Source organism: Micromonospora sp. U56 (assembly GCF_018070095.1).
Taxonomy (GTDB): domain Bacteria; phylum Actinomycetota; class Actinomycetes; order Mycobacteriales; family Micromonosporaceae; genus Micromonospora; species Micromonospora purpureochromogenes.
Genome location: NZ_JAGPYL010000076.1, coordinates 1 through 15,477, shown reverse-complemented (window position 1 = coordinate 15,477; position 15,477 = coordinate 1). Strand labels below are relative to the sequence as shown.

The window sequence follows — 15,477 nt, the reverse complement described above, 5'->3', positions numbered from 1 at the left end:
CCGCGACGAGATCCGACGGGTCAGGCCGCCACCACGGGTACGCCGGAGACGTCCACCGTCTCCGGATACTTCAGCCCCGCCCCGGTGTTCAGCACCACCACCCGCTCGCCGGCCCGGATCCAGCCGCCGGCGCGCAGGTGCCGGGCGGCGGTCAGGCAGGCCGCTCCCTCCGGGCAGAGCAGCAGCCCCTCCCGGCAGGCGAAGTCCCGCAGGTCGGCCAGGATCTCGGCGTCGTCGACGGCGAGCGCCGTGCCGCTGCTCTCCCGCAGCGCGGCCAGGATCAGCTCGTCGCCCAGCGGGGCGGGGACGGTGATGCCGAAGGCGACGGTGTGCGCGTCCGCCCAGGGTTCCGCCCGATCCTGTCCGGCGGCGAACGCCCGCACCACCGGGGCGCACCCGGTGGACTGCACCGCGACCAGGCGGGGCAGCTTGTCCTCCACCCAGCCCAGCTCACGCAGCTCGTGCATCGCCTTGTGGATGCCGATCAACCCGACCCCGCCGCCGGTCGGATAGATGATCACGTCGGGCACCTGCCAGCCGAGCTGCTCGACGATCTCGTACCCCATGGTCTTCTTGCCCTCCAGCCGGTACGGCTCGCGCAGCGTGCCCGCGTCGAAGACCGTCCCGCCCGAGTCGGCGACCAGCTTCGCCACCCACCGGCCGGCGTCGCCGATCAGCCCGTCCACCAGGCGCAGGTCCGCGCCCGCGGCCAGGCACTCCCGCCGGCAGATGGTCGGCGCGTCCAGCGGCATGGCGATGGTCGCGCCCATGCCCGCCCGGGCCGCGTACGTCGCCCAGGCCGCCCCCGCGTTGCCGTTGGTCGGCATGGCGATCCGCTCGACGCCCAGCTCCCGGGCGCGGCTCACCCCCACCGCCGCGCCGCGCGCCTTGAACGACCCGGTCGGCGTCAGCCCCTCGTCCTTGACGATCAGGTCCGGAATGCCGATCTCCGCCCCGTACGCCGGCGCGCGCAACAGCGGCGTCCAGCCCTCGCCCAACGTGGTGACGTGCCGCTCGTCGGCCACCGGCAGCACCTCGCGGTAGCGCCACAGGTCGGCCGGGCGCAGGCCGAACCGCTCCGGCGTCACCGCCTCGGCCACCGCCGCGAGGTCATAGCGGGCCAGCAGCGGCGAGCCGCACCCACACAGGTTGGCCGGTCGGTCGGCGTCGTGCTCCCGTCCGCAGCGCGGGCACTCCAGGTGGGTCAGGTACACGATGCTCCTCGCCGTCAGCCTGCCTCGATGCTCAGCCAGCGGCGGCTGCGTCGGCCCGGCTCGTAGCCCGAGTCCAGCCGCTTGGCCACCACCCCGGGCAGCCCCTGCCCGCGGGCCGTGTCCAGCGCCTCGGCGCCGGTGCCGGGGAACCACGGCGGAGTCTGCCAGTGCGGCCCGGCCAGCGCCAGACCGTCGAGCAGCTCCCGGCGCTGCGCGTACGGCACGTCGAGGCTGGCCACACCCTCCAGCCAGAGCAGATCGAAGAGCAGGAACTGCGCGTCGGCGGCGGCCCGCTTCGGCCGGGCCGGGCGGACCCGGCCGGCGGGATCGATCCGGACCAGGACGCCGTCCAGCACGGCCTCCGTCGGGGCCAGCGCCTCGGCCATGTCCCGCAACCAGGGGTACGCCCCGGTGACGTCCTCGTCGGTCTCCGACAGCAGCCGCAGCCGGCCGCCGGAGACGTACGCCATCGCCCGTACGCCGTCCCAGCGCAGCTCGTAACCCCACTCCGCGCTGTCGCCGGGCAGTCGGCCGGACGGGGTGGGGTGCATCGGGCGGACCAGCTCCGGCATGCTCGTCCAGCCGGGCGGGGGCGGGTCGGTACGGCGGACCATCCAGTCCCGCCCGTCGCGGCCGCCGGTGGCGAAGAGGACGTACCGGCCGCTGGTGCGGGCGCCGTGCAGCACCACGATCACCTCGTCGTCGCGCCACTTCTCGCACTGGTAGGTGCCCCGGTCGTGCACGGTCATCGTTCCGCCGCCGTACTCGCCGGCCGGGATCTCGCCGTGGAAGTCGAGGTACTCCATCGGGTGGTCCTCGGTGTGCACGGCCAGGTGGTTGCGCGCGGTGTCCCGGGGCAGGCCGCGCGGCACCGCCCAGGAGGCGAGCACCCCGTCGCGCTCCAGCCGCAGGTCCCAGTGCAGCGCGCGGGCGTGGTGCTGCTGGATCACGAACCGGGCCTCGCCGGCCTGCCGCCGCCGCCGGCGCGGCCGCTCCGGCGGCACCGGTTCCGGGGTACGCGCCGCGTCCCGCTTGCGCCGATACTCCTCCAGACGGTCCGCCACACCGGCATTCTCCGGCAAACCGCCCGGCTCCGCCGGTTGCCCGGTTCCGGGGCATGTCACCGGCGATCACGGGTAGAACGGTCCGTATGGACCCGCACCTCAACCAGCCCACCGCGCTGCTCCCCGGCGACGTCCGGATGCCACTGCTCGGCTTCGGCACCTGGCAGGCCAGCGGCCAGGCTGGTTACGACGCCGTGCTGGCCGCCCTCGACGCCGGCTACCGGCACATCGACACCGCCACCATGTACGGCAACGAGGAGGAGGTCGGCCGGGCGATCAAGGAGAGCGGACTGCGCCGCGAGGACATCTTCATCACCACCAAGCTGCCGCCGGACCGGGTGGGGCGGGAACGGGAGACGATCGAGGCCAGCCTGCGCGCGCTCGACACCGATCACGTCGACCTCTGGCTGATCCACTGGCCGCCGTCCTCGCCGGCCGACAGCATCCCCGTGTGGCGGGAGCTGCTGGCGGCCCGGGACGAGAACCTGACCCGGGCGGTCGGGGTGAGCAACTACAGCACCGCGCTGATCGACGAGCTGATCCAGGCCACCGAGGAGAACCCGGCGGTCAACCAGATCCGCTGGAGCCCGTCGCTGTACGACCGGCAGCGCCACGTCGAGCACCGCGACCGGGGCGTCGTGCTGGAGGGCTACAGCCCCTTCAAGACCAGCGACCTCTCCGATCCGGTACTGACCCGGATCGCTGCCGCGCACGACGTGTCGCCCGCCCAGGTCGTGCTGCGCTGGCACATCGACCACGAGATCGTGGTCATCCCCAAGTCGGTGACCCCGGAGCGGATCAGGGCCAACGCCGATGTCTTCGATTTCTCGCTGACGGCCGAGGAGATCCGCGACATCGACGCGCTCGGCGGCTGACCGACGCTTCAAGGGGTGGGAAGGGGCGTGGCCGAGCGGTCACGCCCCCCCCGTTGTTTCGGCAAGGGTCACGCGCGCGAGCAGGCCACCCCGTTGAGCGAGAAGCTCGTCGGCGACGAGTACGCCCCGCTCAACGTCCCCTGATACCCGAAGTTCGCGGTACCTCCGGGAGCGATCGACCCGTTGAAGCCGACGTTCCGCGCACTCACCGCGGACCCGCTCTGCGTGACGGTCGCGTTCCACGCGTTGGTGACCTGCTGCCCGGCGGGCAGGTTGTAGGTCAGGTTCCACCCGTTGATGGTGCTGGAGCCGCGGTTGGTGATCGTCACGTCGGCGGTGAAGCCGTTGTTCCAGGCGTTCGGCGTGTACTTCACCGCGCATCCGCTACCCGGCGGCGGGGTGGTCGGCGGGGGAGTGGTCGGCGGGGTGGTGGAGCCGCCGCCGTTGACGCTGGCCGAGAAGGAGGTCACTCCAAGCCCGGCGCCGCCCTGCCACGGCTCGAAGCCGGCCTGGATGCTGGTCAGGTACCAGCTGCTGGTGATCGCGCCGCGGTTCTTCACGTCGTTGATGAAGTCCAGCACGCTGAAGTTCATGCTCGTGATCGGCGACGGCGCGACGTACGAGATGACGTTGTTGGAGCCGTTGCTGCCTCGCCAGACCTCCCAGGTCCGGCCGACGAGGGTGGTCGTCCCGACCGGCGAGCCGATCGGCTGGATCGGGCCCTGGCGGTTGAGCCAGATCATGATTTCCATCTGGTTCACCCCGTCCTTCTTCGGCGTCGGGTCGAGCCAGATGTCGTACGAGGCGTTGTAGCTGGCCCCGCTGACGTACTTGTAGGTGATGCTGCTGGTGGCGCTGCTGAGCTGGCTGACCTGGATCGGCAGGTTGGTGCCGGGGGAGCAGTTGGTGTAGTGGCAGCCGAAGAAGACCGACGGGTACGCGGTGGGGGCGCCGTTGGTGGGGTTGCTGCCGTTCTGGGTGGTGATCTCGAAGCCGGTGCTGGTGACGTTGATGCACTGCTGGGCGGTGGTGCCCCAGCGGTTGTTCTGCACGACGTACCGGTTCTGGATCACGGTGGAGCCGAACTGCTCGCAGATCTGGGTGTCGGCTGAGGCCGTGCCGCCGAGCGCGACGGCGACCAGCGATCCGGCGGCCAGCAGGCCGGCGGCGGCGATGGCGCGGAGTGGACGTTTCATCATGCTCCTCGGGAGGCCGGCGTGGGGGCGCCGGACGGGACGGGGAGGGGCGCGGGAGCGCTCCCATATCATTCGACACATTTACATGTCTGCAACAGGAGTGCAACCGGACCGGCTTGCTGAACCCGACCCGGACGGCGGAGGGCGATGCGGTGGAACTTCGACGCCGCTTCCGCATCGCGCCATCGCGAGCGGGCGAAGCCGCAGCTCAGCCGGGAGTGGGAGGCGTCGCCGTACCGGGGGATGGGGGGTCCGCCGGGCGGAGACGTGAATCCCTTGCACGAATGGGAGCGTGGGTCCGACGAGCGGTACCGCCAGGGCCGATCAGGCCTACCGTGTGTCGATCGCGCGGAGTAGTGTCTTGCCTCCAACGCGTGCCGATCCCCCCTCCGGAGGCGTACACCACCATGGGTGGCTCCCCCCTGCGCATCCTTGTCGTCGGCGCGGGCATCGCCGGTCTGGCCGTCGCCCGGGCGCTGCGGATGGCGGGTTTCCGGCCGGACGTCACCGAGAAGCTGCCCCCGAACGAGCTGGTCGAGACCGGCCTCTATCTGCCCGGCAACGCCGACCGCGCGCTGCGCCGGCTCGACCTGGACGGCCCGGTCCGCCGGCTCGGCCAGGTGATCCACCGCCAGTGTTTCCTGGACGCGGCGGGCGAGCCGCTCTGTGAGGTGGATCTCGACGCGCTCTGGTCCGGCGTCGGCGAGTGCCGGGCGCTGCTCCGGCGCGACCTCTACCAGGTGCTGCTCAGCGGCGCCGGCGGCGCGGTGCGACACGGCGCCGAGGTCAGCGCCGTCGAGCTGCTGCCGGCCGGCGTCGGGGTCACCTTCACCGACGGTACCGGCGGCGAGTACGACCTGGTGATCGGTGCCGACGGGCCCCGTTCGGCGGTACGTTCCCTGGCCGCGCTCGGCGGGCCGCCCCGCCCCGCCGGCCAGGTGGTCTACCGCAGTGTGGTGCGTGACGGTCCGGAGATCGCCGACTGGACGGCCCTGCTCGGGCAGCGCGCCGGCTTCCTGGTGGTGCCGATCGGCGCGGGCCGGCTGTACTGCTACGCCGACGAGGCCGGCACGGTCGTCCCGGCCGATCCGGGCGCGCGGCTGCGCGAGCTCTTCGGGGAGTACGGCGGACCGGTGCCCGCGGTGCTGGACGCGCTGCGCGACGTCCAGGTGGGGCTCACCGACGAGGTCGAGCTGGGCCGCTGGCACCGCGGGCGGGTGCTGCTCGTCGGCGACGCGGCCCACGCCACCGCGCCGACCCTGAGCCAGGGCGCGGCGATGGCGTTCGAGGACGCGGTGGTGCTCGCCGAGTCGCTGACCGCGGCCGGCAGCGTGGAGGCGGCGCTGGTGGCGTACGAGAGTCGCCGCCGTCCGCGTACCCGATGGGTGCGGGACCGGACCCGCGACCGTAACCGGACCCGGGACGTGCCGCCGGCGCTGCGCGACCCGCTGCTGCGCGGGCGCGGCGGTCGAATCTTCCGCGAGCACTACCGGCTGCTCGTCGACCCGCTGTAGAGCGGCCCTCCATCCTGCCGCACCACCCCGAGCGGCGCACCCACCTGCCGGGGACTATCCTCCTTGCGGATGACGGCTCGCAGATAGAAGCGCGTGCCGAGCGGGACAACCGAGAACCGGAGGCCATTCGTGACCACCGTCGCACCCAAGCCGGTCGTGACCCGGCCATGGCCGGTCCGAGAGCCGGTCAAGGGGTCGGCCATCGCGCGGCTGCTGCGCACCACGGACGCGAAGCAGATCGGGATCATGTACATGGTCACCGCGTTCGTGTTCTTCATGATCGGTGGCCTGATGGCCCTGATCATGCGTGCCGAGCTGGCGCGGCCGGGCCTGCAGTTCCTGTCGCCCGAGCAGTACAACCAGCTGTTCACGATGCACGGCACGATCATGCTGCTGTTCTTCGCGACGCCGATCGTGTTCGCCTTCGCGAACTACGTCGTGCCGCTGCAGATCGGCGCCCCTGACGTCTCCTTCCCCCGGCTCAACGCCTTCGCCTACTGGCTCTACCTCTTCGGTGGCACCATGGCGACAGCCGGCTTCATCAGCCCGGGTGGCGCCGCCGACTTCGGCTGGACCGCCTACACCCCGCTGAGCACGGTCGAGCACTCGCCGGGCGTCGGCGCCAACATGTGGGTCGTCGGCCTGGCCATCTCCGGTCTGGGCACGATCCTCGGCGCGGTCAACCTGATCACCACGATCCTGACCCTGCGGGCCCCGGGCATGACGATGTTCCGGATGCCGATCTTCACCTGGAACATGCTGGTCACCAGCCTGCTGGCGATCCTGGTCTTCCCGCTGCTGGCCGCCGCGCTCTTCGCGCTCGCCGCCGACCGGCTGATGGGCGCCCACGTGTACGACCCGGCCACCGGCGGGCCGATGCTCTGGCAGCACCTGTTCTGGTTCTTCGGCCACCCCGAGGTGTACATCATCGCGCTGCCGTTCTTCGGCATCATCAGCGAGGTCATCCCGGTCTTCTCCCGTAAGCCGATCTTCGGCTACAAGGGTCTGGTCGCCGCGACCATCGCCATCGCCGCGCTGTCGATGAGCGTCTGGGCGCACCACATGTTCGGCACCGGTCAGGTCCTGCTGCCGTTCTTCAGCTTCCTGAGCTACCTGATCGCCGTGCCCACCGGTATGAAGTTCTTCAACTGGATCGGCACCATGTGGCGGGGCCAGATCACCTTCGAGACGCCGATGCTCTTCTCGATCGGCTTCCTGGTGACCTTCCTCCTCGGTGGCCTCACCGGTGTGCTGCTGGCCAGCCCGCCGCTCGACTTCCACCTGCACGACTCGTACTTCGTGGTGGCGCACTTCCACTACGTGCTCTTCGGCACGATCGTGTTCGCCGTCTTCGCCGGCATCTACTTCTGGTTCCCGAAGATGTTCGGCCGGATGCTCGACGAGCGACTCGGCAAGATCCACTTCTGGCTGACGATGATCGGCTTCCACACCACGTTCCTGGTGCAGCACTGGCTGGGCAACGAGGGCATGCCGCGTCGGTACGCCGACTACCTGCCCAGCGACGGCTTCACCACGCTGAACACGATCTCCACGATCGGCGCGTTCATCACCGGTATCTCGACCCTGCCGTTCATCTGGAACTGCTGGAAGTCGTACAAGACCGGCCCGGTGGTCGAGGTCGAGGACCCGTGGGGCCACGGCAACTCGCTGGAGTGGGCGACCACCTCCCCGCCGCCCCTGCGCAACTTCGACCGGATGCCGCGGATCCGCTCCGAGCGGCCGGCCTTCGACCACAAGTTCCCGCAGCTGGCCGCCGGCCACAGCCTGGCCGGTCCGCCGGAGGGCGGCTCCAAGCCGCTCACCAGCGAGTCCGACGGTGGCGCCAGCTACCGCGAGGACACCGCGAGCAACATCGACCGCTGACGCGCCGCACGCGACACCGATGACGGGCGCCGCACCCCACCAGGGGTACGGCGCCCGTCGCCGTTTGGGCTCGCACCGGCGTCGGTCGTGGCGTTCCGGTCTGGCGGCGCTCGGTTGCCCGTCGTCTGGGCGGCGCTCGGCTGGCTGGTCGGTCTCGGCGGCGGCATCTGCCCCGGTTCCGGGCTCGGCTCTCCTGGCGCCGGCCCCGCGTCGGGAACAGCTGGTCCGCTTGACCCCGGCTCGCCGGCGACGGCGGAATCTGGGCGGGTGGATCGTGGATCGTCACACCCGCCGGAGGCGGATGCGCTCGTGAGCGATATACCTGAGAGGCATATTTATGCCTCTCAGGTATATCGCTCATCGGGTATGTGTCCGACCGCCGCGACACGCCGATCCCTGACCCCGACCACCCGGCTGCGGGTCTGCCTGGCTTGGGTCATCCGATCGCTGGTCTGCCCGACCGGCCCGATCGCCCGGCTGTCGGGTCGCTGGCCTGCTCGATCGCTGGCCTGCTCGATCGCTGGCCTGCCCGACCGCTGGCCTGCCCGACCGGCGGCCTGCCCGACCGCCGGGGCCGCCGGCCTGCCCGACCGCCGGGCTGCCGGCCTGCGCCAGCGCGAGGCCGCCGGGCACCGGGGCTGCCGGGCACCGGGGTTGCCGGGCACCGGGGTTGCCGGGCACCGGGGTTGCCGGGCACCGGGGCCGCCGGGCACCGGGGTTGCCGGGCACCGGGGTTGCCGGGCCGCCGGGCCGCCGGGCCGCCGGGCCGCCGGGCAGGGTGCGAGAGCGGTGCCGGATCGCCCGGCGGACGGCGGGGTCACGTGGTGGCGGGGGCCAGGTCGGCGGCGTCGGCCACGTCGGACACGGCGGCGGTCTCGCGGCGATGGCGCAGCTCGACGGGGAGCACGGCCAGCGTCACCGCCAGCCCGATCGCGCCGGTGACCGCGAAGCCCCACAGCGGTAGCGAGGCGTCGATCACCACGCCGGCGAGCGGCGCGCCGAGCGCGATGCCGACAGTGACGGCGGAGCCGTGCAGGCCCATCGCCTCGCCCCGGACGCCCGCCGGGGCGAGCCGGCTGACCGCGTCGGAGGTCGCCGCGATGGTCGGGGCGCAGAGCGCGCCGGCCGGGATGAGGGCCAGGCAGAGCAGCCACCAGTGGCTGCCGCCGAGCCCGACCGGGATGGTGCAGAGGCTCAGCGCGGCGGTGAGCGCCAGCGGCGAGAACGAGCGGCGGACCGCCCCGTACGCGAAGCCACCGATCAGCGAGGCGACCGCCCACATGGTGAGCACCGCGCTGGTCCAACCGACCTCCCCGCTGGCCCGCAGCACGGCGACCACCGCGACGTCGGTGCCGCCGAGGACCAGGGTCGCCGCGCTGCTGACCGCGAGCACGGCCAGCATCCGGGGGGTGAGCCATTCCCGGCGGGGCGTGCGGGGCTGCGGGCCAGCCGGCTCGTCCGCGCTGCGGGTGGGTGGGTTGAGCAGCCAGAACGCGACGCCCGAGGCGACCACGCCGGCACCGACCGCCCAGAGGGTGGTGCGCGCCGAGACGGTGGTGGCCAGCGCCACGGCGAGCGCGGGCCCGACCATGAACGACAGCTCGACGGACATCGAGTCCAGTGCGTACGCGGGACGTCGCCGGTCCTCCGGGGCGAGCGCGGCGATGGACTGCCGGATCACCGAGAAGATCGGCAGGGCGAGCAGGCCGGCGAGGAACGCGGCCGGCAGCAGCACGGGCAGCGAGAGCGTCGGCGCGCTCGCCCAGAACACCGCCTCGGTGACGGTGGTCACGGCGACCACCGGGCGCAGCCCGCGCCGGTCGACCAGGCGGCCGAGCAGCGGCGAGCCGAGCGCCGCCCCGACGGTCATCGCGGCCCCGACCAGGCCGGCGGCGCCGTAGCCGCGGCCGAGGTCGAGCACCACGAAGAAGGTGAGCGTCACCCCGGTCGCGGTGAGCGGGATGCGGGCCAGCACGGACACCAGCAGCAACGACCGGAGCCCGGGCAGGGCCAGCGCTTGCCGGTAAGGCGTCAAGTTCATGATGGTCCGTACCTCCGGCGGCCATCCTCAGCCGGAGATACGACATCGGCAAGCGATTACCGGCTCAAGCGTCCCTGATCACAGGCTCGCCCCGCAGGGTGACGCCGGCGCCGTCCATCGCCCGCAGCGCCACGTCGAGGGTGTTCCGCGCGACGGCGGCGGTGAGGTCGAGCAGCACGGTGGTGGCGAAGCCCTCCCGGGCGGCGTCCAGCGCCGTGGCCCGGACGCAGTGGTCGGTGGCGATCCCCACCAGGTCGACCCGGTCCACGTCGTGCCGGCGCAGCCAGTCGGCGAGGCACTCGCCGTCGTCGGCGTGCCCCTCGAAGCCGGAGTACGCCGCGGCGTACTCGCCCTTGTGGAAGATCATCTCGACCCGGTCGGTCTCCAGGTCGGGGTGGAACTCGGAACCGGCGGTGCCGACGACGCAGTGCCGGGGCCACGAGTCGACGTAGTCCGGCGGATCGCCGAAGTGCGCGCCCGGGTCGACGTGGTAGTCCTTGGTGGCGACCACGTGGTCCCAGCGGTCCGGCTCGGCGGCGAGCAGCCGGGAGACGCCGGCCGCGACCCCCGCGCCGCCGGCGACGGCGAGAGACCCGCCCTCGCAGAAGTCGTTCTGCACGTCCACGATGATCAAGGCGTTGGCCATCGGAGTGACTCCTTCGTCAGCTTGCCGGGACGACGGTGACCGGCACCGCCGGGTCACCGCCGGAGAGCTTGAGCCCTTCCCACGGGATGGAGATCAGGCACTGCCGCAGGTGCTCCCGCGACTCGTCGAGCGAGGGCAGCGCGACCGGCTCCCCGTCGACGATGAAGGAGCGCTGGAGCAGCCGGTCGTTGGGCTGCCGGTCCGGCACGCCCTGCGGCACGATGATCTCCTCGGTGGCGGTGCCGGTGGGCTTGTGCCGGCGTACCGCGACCTTCCGGCCGCCGATGGTGGCCTTGTGCTCGGAGCGCTTGACCACCGGCCGCCCGTCCACCTCGACCAGCTTGTAGACCAGTCCGACGGTGGGCGCGCCGGAGCCGGTGACCACGGCGGTGCCGGCGCCGTACATGTCCACCGGCTCGGCGGCGAGGGCGGCGATGGCGTACTCGTCGAGGTCACCCGAGACGATGATCTTCGTTTCGGTGGCGCCGAGCGAGTCGAGCAGTTCCCGGGACTGCTGGGCGATCACCGCCAGGTCGCCCGAGTCGATCCGGATCGCCCGCAGCTCCGGCCCGGCCACCTCGATCGCGTTGCGGATGCCCCGGCTGATGTCGTACGTGTCGACCAGCAGCGTGGTGTCCTTGCCCAGCGTGGCGACCTGGGAGGCGAACGCCGTCCTCTCGTCGTCGTGCAGCAGGGTGAACGCGTGCGCCGCGGTGCCGGCGGTGGGGATGCCGTAGCGCCGGCCGGCGGCGAGGTTGGAGGTGAACCGGAACCCGGCCAGGTACGCCGCCCGCGCCGCCGCCACCGCCGCCTCCTCGTGGGCCCGCCGGGAGCCCATTTCGATCAGGGTGCGGCCACGGGCGGCGGTGACCATCCGGGCGGCGGCGGCGGCCACCGCGCTGTCGTGGTTGAGCACCGACAGCACCAGCGTCTCCAGCACCACGCACTCGGCGAAGCCGCCGGAGACGGTGAGGATCGGTGAGCCCGGGAAGAAGAGTTCGCCCTCGGCGTACCCGTCGACGTCGCCGGTGAAGCGGTAGCCGGCCAGCCACTCGGCGGCCCGGTCGTCCACCACGCCGGTGCGGCGCAGGAAGTCCACCTCGTCGGCGTCGAAGCGGAAGTCGCGGATCAGGTCGACCAGCCGGCCCGTCCCGGCGACCACCCCGTAGCGCCGCCCGGCGGGCAGCCGCCGGCTGAACACCTCGAAGGCGCAGCGGCGTTCGGCGGTGCCGTCCCGGAGGGCGGCGCTGACCATGGTCAGCTCGTAGTGGTCGGTCAGCAGCGCGGGGCGAAGGGTGCTCACCGACCCAGCCTAGAGTTCACGCCGGTTCCGTGCCGTCGTGGCCCGTGATCGACCGCAGCGCCGCCGGCAGCTCCGCCCGCCCGGTGATGCCCAGCTTGCTGTAGACCCGCTGGAGGTGGTTCTCCACCGTGCGGGTGGAGAGGAACAGCCGCTCGGCGATGGCCCGGCTGGTCACGCCGGCGGCGGCCAGCGTGGCGATCTGCCGTTCCCGGTCGGACAGTGCCGGTCGCAACGCCTCCAGCGCCGGTGTGCGGATCTGGTCGCAGCCGCCGAGCAGGCCCGCGAGCCGCTCGTGGGCGGCGCCGGCCGAGGCAGAGCGTTCCCGGCGCAGCTCGCGCAGCGCGGTCGCGGTCGCCTCGGCGGCCCAGACCGGCAGGTCGAGCGCGGCGAAGCCGTCGGCCACCGCCAGCAGTTCGGCGTCGTCACCGGCGACGGTGGCCCGGGCGTACCGGGCCAGCAGCGGCGGCAGCACCCCGTCGACCTGCTCGGAGAGCTCACCCAGCCGTTGCGCGACGGTGCGCCGGCTGCCGTCGGTGCAGGTCGGGCCGACCGGGGCCGTCGCCTGCCCGAGCCGGACCAGGTCGTGCAGGACCAGCACCTCGTGCCCGGCGAAGCCGTCGGCGCGGAGCCGGTCGGCCAGGTCGCCCAGGTGCTTGGTGGCCCCCGGCAGGTCGCCCCCGGCCGCCAGCACCGTCCCGCGGGCCTGCTCCAGCCAGGGGTAGAGCACCACCATGCCGGGCGCGTGCGTCCGGTCAGCCTCGGCCATCGCCTCGGCGGCGTGCTCGGCCTCGCCGCGCAGCGCCGCCGCCTGGGCCCGTTCGGCCTGCGCCAGCCCGGCGTAGACGCGGCTGGTGGCCAGCACCGCGCAGGCACCGAGGCTGACCTTGAGCGCCTCGCCGCTGCGGCCGCGCAGCCGGGCCGCGTACGCCTGGAGGATCGCCAGGTAGCCGGTGCCGAGCCGGAAGTCACCGGCCCCGGCCAGGTCGGCGAACTCGTCGGCGACGATCGCGTCGATGCCGGCCAGGTCGCCGGCGAGGGCCAGCCGGGTGCCCCGGGCCAGTTCCATCGCGAGCTGGAGGTAGGGCATGTCGCTGCGCCAGTGCGGCGCTTCCGCCGCCACCCGGGCGATCGCGCTCGCGCTGCTGCGGAACTGCCCCCGCGCCGCGTCCAGGTGGGCGATGGTGCAGCGGGCCAGCTCCCGCGCCGCCACGCTGGCGGCCGGGCGGTCCAGCACCGACCGGGCGAGCCGGAGCGCCGCTGTGCCGTCCAACCCGTGCAGCCGCATGATCGCCTCGAAGGCGCGGACCCGCGCCTGGTCACCCGGGTCGGTCAGGGCCGTGCCCGCCTGGGCGATCTCCTCCACGGTGGACTCCCGGCTGAGTCCCCAGTAGCTGACCATGCCGCGCACGGTCAGCCATCGGCTGCGCCGCCGGTCGCAGTCGATCTCGCCGGCCACCGCGTCGAGCACCCGGATCGCCTCGTCGGGCCGGTCGGCGAACATCAGGATGGTGGCGAGCAGCTCCGCGGCGTCGAAGCCGCCGCCGGCCTCGAGCGCCGCGCGGGCCAGCCGGGTCGCCAGGGGTACGTCGTACCGGGCGAATGCCTGGGCGGCCGCGCCGAGCAGCAGCGTGGCGTCCTGGGCGGTGCCGGAGTCCAGCCGCCACACCGCGACCCGGAGCAGGTCGCCCCGGCGCCGCGCGCGGACCAGCTCCAGCAGCTCCGCCAGGCGGGCCTGCAGCCGCCGGGTGCGGGTGACCGGGCAGCGGCGGCGCATCATCTCGCCATAGAGGGGGTGGGCCAGCCGGACGTCGAGCCGCCGGTCGTCGCGGACCATGGTGATCAGGCCACGCTCCTCGGCCAGTTCCACGTCGGCCTGCTCGGCGGCCTGGTAGAGCAGGTGCAGGCCGAGCGGTTCGCCGAAGGCGACCAGCTCCACCACGGCGCGCACCCCCGGCTCCAGCCGCCCGATCCGGGTGTCGATCAGGTCGGTGAGGCTGGGGGCCAGCTCCAGCCGGCCGGTCCAGCGCCAGACGCCGTACTGGCGGTCCAGCTCACCGCCGCCGGCGGCGGCCAGCACCAGCTCGCGCAGCAGCAGCGGGTTGCCGGCGGAGAGCCGGAACAGCCGGTCCGCCGAGCCGGCGTCGACCGGACCGTCCAGGATGGCCGCGAGCAGGTTGGCCGTCTCGGCCGGACCGAGCGGGGCGAGTTCGAAGTGCTCGACCAGGTCGTCGGTCCACAGCGCCCGGATCGGCAGCGGCACCTGCTCGCCGTTGCGCAGCGTCCCCAGGATGGTGGTGTTCTCCTGGCGGGCGAGCAGGTGGACCAGCGCGGCCGACGGCGGGTCGAGCAGGTGGGCGTCGTCGATGGCGAGCACGATCCGCCGCCCGGCGGCCTGCTCCTGCAACACCTCGACGCCCCAGCGCAGTACGCCGGCGGGGGAGAGCCCCTGTGGCTGCTCGGCGGGGAGCACCTGGGCCAGCCCGCCGAACGGCAGCGCCGCGGTGGCGGTGCTGGCCGCCACGTACCAGATCGCGTAGCGGTCGGCGGGCAGCGCGCTGACCCCCTCGCGCAGCAGCCGGCTCTTGCCGATGCCGGCGTGGCCGCTGAGGATGAGCCCGCGCCCCTCGGCTCCGTCCACGGCCGAATGCAGACGGTCAAGTTCATCCGTTCGGCCGACGAAGCCCCACCGACTCATCGGTGCAGCATATCGACGGAAATCCGTCCGCGTGCACACCGTCACGCTGCGAAGTTGAGTAATCTCGTCGTTACCGGTGAGTATCCGCGGTTTTCGGTGCCGGGGGGTGTCGGACGTACCCTTCCGGAATCCGGATGCCACCGCACCGGATGTCCATGCGGGCTGCTCACCGCCGCCCGCCCGCCAGCCACGGGAGCCGCCGATGAAGCCCGGTCCACTCCCCGGGGTCGACGTGCCCGGCGGTCCCGGCGGGGCGGCCGAGCTGCCCCGCTGCGGTCCGCTCCCCGCCCGCCTGGGGGTCACCGAGCCCGGCGCCGACGAGCCGCTGGCGGTGGTCGCCGCCGGTCCGGCCGCCGCGGCCCGCCGCGAGGTGCTCGCCGCCCTGCTCGGCGTCGCCTCCGGCATGCTCGACGTGCCGGCGGGCAGTTGCCTGCTGGTCCGGCACGCCCGGGTCGCCACCCGCGCGGCGTACGTGCCGGGCTACCGGCAGCCTCACTCCTACGGCGCCGACCAGGCGGCCGCCGGCCCGGCGCTGGCCCGCCCGCCGCGCCGGGTCGAGCTGAGCCTGCCCGAGCCGCTGCTGCGTCACTTCGCCGTGCTCGACACGCCGGACACGGACACCCTCGGGGTCGCCGGCGGCCGGATGCTCCTGGACGCGGTCGGCCGCGGCGGCGCGCTGCTCTACGTCATCGGCGCCGACCAGGCCTTCACCGGCGCGGAGCTGCACCTGCTGGCCGAGGTGGCCCGGGCCCCGGTCGAGGTCTTCTTCGTGGTCACCCCCGGCGCGGGCGGCTGGGCCCCGGCCGAGGCGGCGGGCGGGACGGACGACACGGAGGCGCCCGTCCCGTCGCCCCGCGACGCGTCAGCCGAGGCGCCGGCCCTGCTGGACCCGGCGGAGGTCAGCGTCGAGGCGCACCGGGCGGCCCTGCTCGCCGCCGTGCCCGCCCTCGCCGGCGCCCGCTGGTTTCCGGTGCACCGGGCCGAGCATCCCGGCCTGCGCCGGGCCCTGGTCGGCTGGGCCGCCGACGAGGGGCTGCGCCGGGCC

10 protein-coding genes and 1 pseudogene are annotated in these 15,477 nt (G+C 73.4%); 4 read left to right on the top strand and 7 right to left on the bottom strand.

Annotated features, from left to right (window positions below; all coding sequences use genetic code 11):
• Positions 1-20: 20 nt before the first annotated feature.
• Together KBX37_RS22915 and KBX37_RS22910 are read right to left on the bottom strand one after the other, a co-directional pair.
• Positions 21-1,214, bottom strand: coding sequence for a threonine synthase (locus KBX37_RS22915; RefSeq protein WP_210777970.1), 1,194 nt, complete (start codon positions 1,212-1,214; stop codon positions 21-23).
• A gap of 14 nt (positions 1,215-1,228) precedes the next feature.
• Positions 1,229-2,278 (bottom strand): DNA polymerase ligase N-terminal domain-containing protein, encoded by a 1,050-nt coding sequence (locus tag KBX37_RS22910; RefSeq protein WP_210777969.1) that lies wholly within the window; start codon positions 2,276-2,278, stop codon positions 1,229-1,231.
• Between the two features lie 86 nt (positions 2,279-2,364).
• Between KBX37_RS22910 and KBX37_RS22905 the strand changes: the two genes are divergently transcribed.
• Positions 2,365-3,153 carry an aldo/keto reductase gene (locus KBX37_RS22905; RefSeq protein WP_247658722.1) on the top strand — a complete coding sequence of 263 codons (789 nt, stop codon included), beginning with the start codon at positions 2,365-2,367 and terminating at the stop codon, positions 3,151-3,153.
• Positions 3,154-3,221: 68 nt separating this feature from the next.
• Here KBX37_RS22905 and KBX37_RS22900 read toward each other — a convergent pair whose 3' ends face one another.
• Entirely contained in the window at positions 3,222-4,349 is a 1,128-nt protein-coding gene (locus tag KBX37_RS22900) for a cellulose binding domain-containing protein (RefSeq protein WP_210777968.1), read from the bottom strand.
• Positions 4,350-4,756: 407 nt separating this feature from the next.
• On the opposite strand from KBX37_RS22900, the gene KBX37_RS22895 reads away from it, so the two are divergent.
• Positions 4,757-5,863, top strand: a complete 1,107-nt coding sequence (locus KBX37_RS22895; RefSeq protein WP_210777987.1) for an FAD-dependent monooxygenase — start codon at positions 4,757-4,759, stop codon at positions 5,861-5,863.
• A gap of 129 nt (positions 5,864-5,992) precedes the next feature.
• Entirely contained in the window at positions 5,993-7,747 is a 1,755-nt protein-coding gene (gene ctaD / locus KBX37_RS22890) for a cytochrome c oxidase subunit I (RefSeq protein WP_210777967.1), read from the top strand.
• Between the two features lie 817 nt (positions 7,748-8,564).
• Here the strand turns inward: ctaD and KBX37_RS22885 are convergent.
• The 4 genes from KBX37_RS22885 to KBX37_RS22870 all read right to left on the bottom strand — a co-directional run bounded on the left by KBX37_RS22885 (position 8,565) and on the right by KBX37_RS22870 (position 14,432).
• Complete coding sequence (locus KBX37_RS22885) at positions 8,565-9,788, bottom strand: MFS transporter (RefSeq protein WP_210777966.1); 1,224 nt, start codon at positions 9,786-9,788, stop codon at positions 8,565-8,567.
• A 64-nt stretch (positions 9,789-9,852) separates the two neighbouring features.
• Positions 9,853-10,434, bottom strand: a complete 582-nt coding sequence (locus tag KBX37_RS22880) for an isochorismatase family protein (protein ID WP_210777965.1) — start codon at positions 10,432-10,434, stop codon at positions 9,853-9,855.
• Between the two features lie 16 nt (positions 10,435-10,450).
• Complete coding sequence (locus KBX37_RS22875; protein WP_210777964.1) at positions 10,451-11,737, bottom strand: nicotinate phosphoribosyltransferase; 1,287 nt, start codon at positions 11,735-11,737, stop codon at positions 10,451-10,453.
• A 16-nt stretch (positions 11,738-11,753) separates the two neighbouring features.
• On the bottom strand, positions 11,754-14,432 hold the full coding sequence (locus KBX37_RS22870; protein ID WP_210777963.1) for a LuxR C-terminal-related transcriptional regulator: 2,679 nt from the start codon (positions 14,430-14,432) through the stop codon (positions 11,754-11,756).
• 202 nt (positions 14,433-14,634) lie between these two features.
• Between KBX37_RS22870 and KBX37_RS22865 the strand changes: the two are divergent.
• Positions 14,635-15,477, top strand: a pseudogene (locus KBX37_RS22865) (hypothetical protein); the annotation flags it as partial.